Annotated in this window: 10 protein-coding genes; 9 read left to right on the top strand and 1 reads right to left on the bottom strand. The window is 52.3% G+C overall.

Going from position 1 to position 5,640, the window contains the following annotated elements; translation table 11 throughout:
* The 5 genes from QCH34_RS05565 to QCH34_RS05545 all read left to right on the top strand — a co-directional run.
* Positions 1–222: PD-(D/E)XK nuclease family protein (locus QCH34_RS05565; protein ID WP_300331406.1), on the top strand; the 222-nt coding region annotated here is incomplete at its 5' end.
* Positions 223–379: 157 nt separating this feature from the next.
* The gene (locus QCH34_RS05560) at positions 380–1,012 is read left to right on the top strand and encodes a hypothetical protein (protein ID WP_300331403.1); all 633 of its coding nucleotides are present in this window, start codon (positions 380–382) and stop codon (positions 1,010–1,012) included.
* A gap of 172 nt (positions 1,013–1,184) precedes the next feature.
* Positions 1,185–1,322: a rubredoxin gene (locus tag QCH34_RS05555; RefSeq protein WP_300331400.1), complete on the top strand. Its 138-nt coding sequence runs from the start codon at positions 1,185–1,187 to the stop codon at positions 1,320–1,322.
* 7 nt (positions 1,323–1,329) lie between these two features.
* Positions 1,330–2,502: an FprA family A-type flavoprotein gene (locus QCH34_RS05550; RefSeq protein ID WP_300331397.1), complete on the top strand. Its 1,173-nt coding sequence runs from the start codon at positions 1,330–1,332 to the stop codon at positions 2,500–2,502.
* A 68-nt stretch (positions 2,503–2,570) separates the two neighbouring features.
* A complete protein-coding gene (locus QCH34_RS05545) occupies positions 2,571–2,948 on the top strand; it encodes a desulfoferrodoxin (RefSeq protein ID WP_300331392.1) in 378 nt (125 codons plus the stop codon).
* 139 nt (positions 2,949–3,087) lie between these two features.
* Here QCH34_RS05545 and QCH34_RS05540 read toward each other — a convergent pair whose 3' ends face one another.
* The gene (locus QCH34_RS05540) at positions 3,088–3,276 is read right to left on the bottom strand and encodes a hypothetical protein (RefSeq protein ID WP_300331388.1); all 189 of its coding nucleotides are present in this window, start codon (positions 3,274–3,276) and stop codon (positions 3,088–3,090) included.
* 59 nt (positions 3,277–3,335) lie between these two features.
* Between QCH34_RS05540 and QCH34_RS05535 the strand changes: the two genes are divergently transcribed.
* The 4 genes from QCH34_RS05535 to QCH34_RS13305 all read left to right on the top strand — a co-directional run.
* The gene (locus QCH34_RS05535) at positions 3,336–3,926 is read left to right on the top strand and encodes a PH domain-containing protein (RefSeq protein WP_300331385.1); all 591 of its coding nucleotides are present in this window, start codon (positions 3,336–3,338) and stop codon (positions 3,924–3,926) included.
* A complete protein-coding gene (locus QCH34_RS05530; RefSeq protein WP_300331382.1) occupies positions 3,927–5,018 on the top strand; it encodes a radical SAM protein in 1,092 nt (363 codons plus the stop codon). It abuts the gene before it with no gap.
* 14 nt (positions 5,019–5,032) lie between these two features.
* Positions 5,033–5,515, top strand: a complete 483-nt coding sequence (locus QCH34_RS05525) for an AsnC family transcriptional regulator (RefSeq protein WP_300331379.1) — start codon at positions 5,033–5,035, stop codon at positions 5,513–5,515.
* Positions 5,469–5,640: AsnC family protein (locus tag QCH34_RS13305; RefSeq protein ID WP_366898371.1), on the top strand; the 172-nt coding region annotated here is incomplete at its 3' end. The genes QCH34_RS05525 and QCH34_RS13305, both read left to right, overlap by 47 nt.

The raw sequence follows: 5,640 nt of genomic DNA, 5'->3' as shown, positions 1-5,640 counted from the left end.
AGGGAACTCTTTGGAGAACTGCCAAAACGGGCATCGCTCTTCTATCTTGCGGACAACCGGATCATCGACTACCTGCCAACCGAAGAGAGCATCAGGGCATTCACAGAGAATCTGAAGGAGATGCTCAACTCTATCCAGTCAGGCGAGTTCCCCGCCCAGCCGGATTATCAGCGGTGCCAGTGGTGCCCGTATGGGGATCTCTGCGATATGAAGGGCAATTAATACCCACCAACCGCCTATTCATGTTTTTTGACAATCATCTCAGCAACCTGCTGGCCTGAAAGGACAGCCCTCGGCATCACCTTAACCGTTATCTCACCCCCCGAACCGGCAGACGATCCACCATTACGTTTATAAAATCTCCTGATTAGTACTCACTATGAAATCTGGAAGATCCTGCCTTCTCCTGGCTCTTCTTACCGGAATCCTGATCATCTCGGCAGGATGCATGGCTGTGGATCCGCCTGCTTCCACCCAGAACAAAGACCTGGCCGGAACGCCTCTTCTCACTCCGGAGATGGCTCTTGTAATGAACCAGATGCAGGATAGCCAGAATAAAGGTGCAAACTGGGTATTCTCATATATTATCTCAGGAGATTCAGGGGATAAGACAAGATTCTATGAATCACGGGGATGTGTGGAGATCCTTGATGGCAGGATGCGGACCTTGATCGATGCATCCAAAGAGCCTCGAAGAGAGTATCTTTTGGGTGAATATGAGAAGGTTGATGAAAAGCAGAGAGCGATGATCCGATCTGCTGAACTTGTCCTTGAAGAGTACGATGACAATGCTGTTGTCTCAGAAACCACCCTCAGGAGATTCAATGAGGAGCTCTCTCTGATGAAATCCGCTTTTGATGAGTTCTTTCAGGCCACCTCAGACAAGGTTCTGAAGCAACCCGAATCGCATACGAAGGAATTCGTCATTGTCAGCCTTATGACCCGGCAGGAAGAGATGATTGGGTCGTTTGGAGATGCACCAGACTTCATCCCTCCTGATTATTCTGAGTGATTGAGACGAAAAAAGCCTCAGATCCAACAATCCCCGGCAGATCAAGATCCATTGAGAGGCAGAGGGAACGTCCCGCCCCTGCCCCCGGGTTTCAAAACGGTGAATCGGACAGCCGTGATCAAAAACCTTATCCGCTTTTTCACCGATTGAGATAGCAAAGGAGGAATAGAGAATGAGCTCATGGAAATGCACAATCTGCGGACATATTCACAATGATGAGAAAGAATCAAAGAAATTCGAAGAACTCCCCGAGGACTGGGTATGCCCGATCTGTGCAGCACGCAAAGCCCTCTTTGTGAAGAAGGAGTGAAGGAAACATGGTTGTTCGATCAATCAAAGATGGAATCTCCTGGGTCGGGGCAATAGACTGGGATCTCCGCCTCTTTGATTCCCTGATCCCTACGCCAAAAGGCACAAGCTATAATTCATACCTGGTGAAAGGAAGTGAGAAGACCGTTCTCCTTGATGCCGTAGGTGAGGAGATGGAGATGGAGCTGGTCACAAACCTGATGACCGCACAAGCCGATGAGGTCGACTACATCGTCGTCCACCACGCCGAACAGGATCATACCGGCTGCCTCCCGCTCCTGCTTGAACTGTATCCGTCTGCACTCGTCCTGACGAGCCCAAAGGCAAAAGAGCTTTTAATTGAGTTTTTCGGCATTGAAGAGGAGAGGATCCGGGTTGTTGAAGACAGGGAAACAGTCGATCTTGGCGGAAAGACGATGCAGTTCTTCCACGCCCCCTGGGTCCACTGGCCGGATACCATGTTTACATATATCCCGGAAGATCGGATCATATTCACCTGCGACTTCCTCGGCTCCCATCTTGCTGCATCTGATCTCTATATCAATGACCCCGAGCGGCTCTATGAATCCGCAAAGCGCTACTATGCCGAGATCATGATGCCTTTTGCAGGCAGCATACCTGCATACCTTGACACTATCGAGAGCCTCGATGTTGAGATCATCGCTCCAAGCCACGGCCCTCTCTATAACAACCCGGACCTGATCCTGGGATACTACCGGGAGTGGGCAACTGCGGATCCAAAGAACACCGCTGTTATTGCCTATGTCTCGATGCATGGAAGTACAAAGAAGATGGTGGACATCCTTGGAAATGCCCTTATCGGCGAGGGAGTGGATGTCGAGCGGTTCAATCTGGCAGAGAGCGACATCGGGCTTCTGGCAATGAGCCTCGTTGAAGCAAAGACAGTCATCGTCGCCACCCCGACAGTTCTCTTCGGTGCCCACCCTCTTGCAATCTATGCAGCATATCTTGCAGCCGCCATCAAGCCGAAGGCGAAGTACGCAACAGTCATCGGATCATTTGGCTGGGGCGGAAAGGCAGTAAAACAGATTGCAGACATTATTGCCCCACTGAAGTGCGAGGTCATCGAGCCGGTCTATATCAAAGGCCACCCCACTGAAAAAGACATTACCGCGATAAAAGAGCTCGCAAAGACGATTGCGGCGAAACATGCCGAATGAGTAGTATGTTGATTCAATAAACCCCCATAACCCAACTTTTTTTATTCTGAACCAATGTAGTATTGCCTATGACGGAAAAGGGCCAGATCTACAAATGCGGCGTCTGCGGAAACATCACCAGCGTCATGCATGCAGCAAATGGCAAACTCGTCTGCTGCGGAAAAGATATGGAACTGCTCATCGAACAGACCGCCGACAAGACCACCGAGAAGCATGTCCCGATCATCGAGCGATCAGGGAAGGGATATGTTGTCACCGTCGGCTCGACACCGCATCCGATGGAGCCAAACCACTACGTCGAATGGATCGAGCTCCAGACAAAGAACGGCACCTGTCTTGCCCATTTAAAGCCAGGGATGGCTCCAACGGCGTACTTCGAAACCGATGAAGAGCCAGTCAAAGTACGGGAGTTCTGCAACATCCATCTGCTCTGGGCAGATAGGTAATCTTCTTTTATCACCTGACAACCAGGTCGTCACCCAGATCCTTTGATATCTCCTCAAGACTCCGAAAGCGGCCTGCCTGAATATCAGCTTCACTCGCTTTTATTCCATCAATCTCCTCCCGGGTGAGCGGCTCGTCATCTTAGACAGAATCGATGAGGCGGCAGATGATTGAGTCGTAAGTATCAGCAGGATGCGTTTTCAGATCATCAGGCATCACTTTCGTCTCCTCACGGACACGGATGGATCGCATCGCCATACCATTGATCGGTTCTTCATGGGAAGTATAGCTTCCGGATGAAAGAGGAGAGAGATTATATGCACCAATCAACTCAATATTTCACTCACTCCCTCGCAATCCCTTTATATTCAGACCACGATTACTCTTTCATGACCACACAACCCTATCGGATTGGGGAGACATTCAATCCCGATCCTGCGCTGAAGAGATACTATTACCTCACCTACGCAATCGCCCTCATCCTCCTTGGGGGCTTCTGTATCAGTATCCTCGCCGTGACGCCGGATATCACCGGACTGATCATCACCATCCCGATTGCAGCGGTGCTCCTCTTCATCCTCTACTGGCTTGGGCTGTACTACAAGTCAATCATCTACGAGCTCACGCCAACCGAGATCAGCTGGAGGCGGGGCGTCTGGTTCCGGCAGAATGCGATCGTGCCTTACTCACGGATCACAAATGTCGATATCCACCAGGGTCCTGTCATGCGGTTCTTTGGGATCTCCTCCCTGCATCTCCAGACAGCAGGCTATTCTGCACAGCCGATGGCTGAGCTCAGCTTAAACGGCATCACCGGGGCAGAAGAGCTCCGCGAACTGATCATGGGATATGTCAGATCCGGCCCTGCCATCGCAACCGAATCAGGCGGTGAAACCGCAGTACCACGATCAACAGATCCCGTCCTCGATGAACTGCGCCGGATCAGATCAGTCCTTGAAGAGATCGAGAAGAAGAGCTGAATGTCCATCCGGAATCTTCAGGGAAGAGATCCAGGTCCTCCCCGCCTCATATCATGGAACATAACCCTCCGCTGCCCGCTGAAATGTGCCCACTGCTACGTGGATGCTGGAAATAGCGAGCCGGAAGGCGTCCTCTCAACAGACGAGGCAAAGGAAGTAATCGATCAGATAGCAGACGTCGGCAGTCCGATCCTTGTCCTGAGCGGCGGCGAACCCCTGCTCCGGGAGGATATCTGTGAGATCGCAGCCTATGGGACAGAGAAAGGGCTCAGGATGGTGATGGGCACCTCAGGCTACTATCTTGACGAAGAGATGGCACTCCGCCTGAAAGAGGCGGGAATAAAGGCAGTAGCAATCAGCCTCGACTCGACCGATCCTGCCATCCATGATACGTTCCGCGGGGTGGAAGGGGCATGGGAGCGGGCGGTGCATGCAATTGACTCCTGCAATGCAGCAGAAATCCCGGTGCAGATCAATATGACGGTGACGAGGCCGGATATAGAGAATATCGACTCTCTCATCCAATTTTGCATAAATAAAGGAGTGAAAGACTATCACCTCTTCTTCCCGGTCAGAACCGGCCGGGGCGAAGGGATCAGCCTCAGCACACCAGAGGAATATGAGGGGATCATCCGCGAGGTACTGGTCAGGTACCGAAACAGCGGCCTGAATATCCGCCCGACCTGTGCCCCGCAGTTCAGGAGGATTGCAGATGATCTCGGGATAGAGAACCCGCAATGGGGGAGGGGATGCCTCGCCGGGATCACGTACTGCCGGATCTATGCAACCGGCGAGGTGACGCCGTGCCCATACCTCACAGTATCTGTTGGAAACCTGAAAAAAACGTCATTTTCGGATATCTGGTACAGGTCGGAACTCTTTGTAAAACTCCGCGACCTGAACAATATCACGGGGAAATGTGGCCGCTGCACCTACAAGGCCGCCTGTGGAGGATGCCGGGCCCGTGCATACCAGAACCCTGCATCTTCACCCCGCTGGTGTGACGGGCTCGCCGCACCAAAAGGCCAGACAGATGAGATATTCGGAGAAGATCCCTGGTGTGCCTACCAGCCACGGGAGGTGTTACCATAAGAACAGATAACGAGTTGGATCAGATCGATCTCCTCCTCCTTGATGCCCTGCAGGATGATCTTCCCCTCACTCCCCGCCCCTGGAAGGAGATCGGGGATCAGATCGAACTCGGCGAAGAGGAGTGCCTGGAACGCATCTGCCGCCTGAAAGAATCGGGGATCATCAGGACGATCTCACCTGTCCTTGAATCCCGGAAATTCGGCCTGAATGCCGGATCGCTGATCGCTTTTCACATCCCGGAAGAGCAAATAGATGAAGTCGCAGCAATCATCAACAGCTACCCTGAAGTCTCCCACAACTACCGGCGGGATCATTACTATTCCATCTGGTTCACCATCGCCGGGGGAACAGGGGAGGAGATCGAATCGACACTATCAGATATCCAGAAGAGAGCCGGTATTTCGGATGAGGATATGATCAGCCTCCCCACCATCAGATCGTACAAGATCGATGTCCGCTTTCATTGCATCCCGGAGGAATCAGATGGACGAGACTGACCGGACAATCCTGAGAGAACTTGAAGAGGGGGTCCCCATGGTGGAGCAGCCATTTGCTGAGATCGGATCCCGGCTTCGCATCCCGGAGGAGGAGGTCATCACCCGCATCCGGAAGATGAAGGATG

The sequence above is a fragment of the Methanocalculus sp. genome, assembly GCF_029762515.1.
Classification (GTDB): Archaea; Halobacteriota; Methanomicrobia; order Methanomicrobiales; family Methanocorpusculaceae; genus Methanocalculus.
The sequence above is the reverse complement of the archived record's forward strand: the minus strand, read 5'-3'. Positions and strand labels throughout refer to the sequence as shown.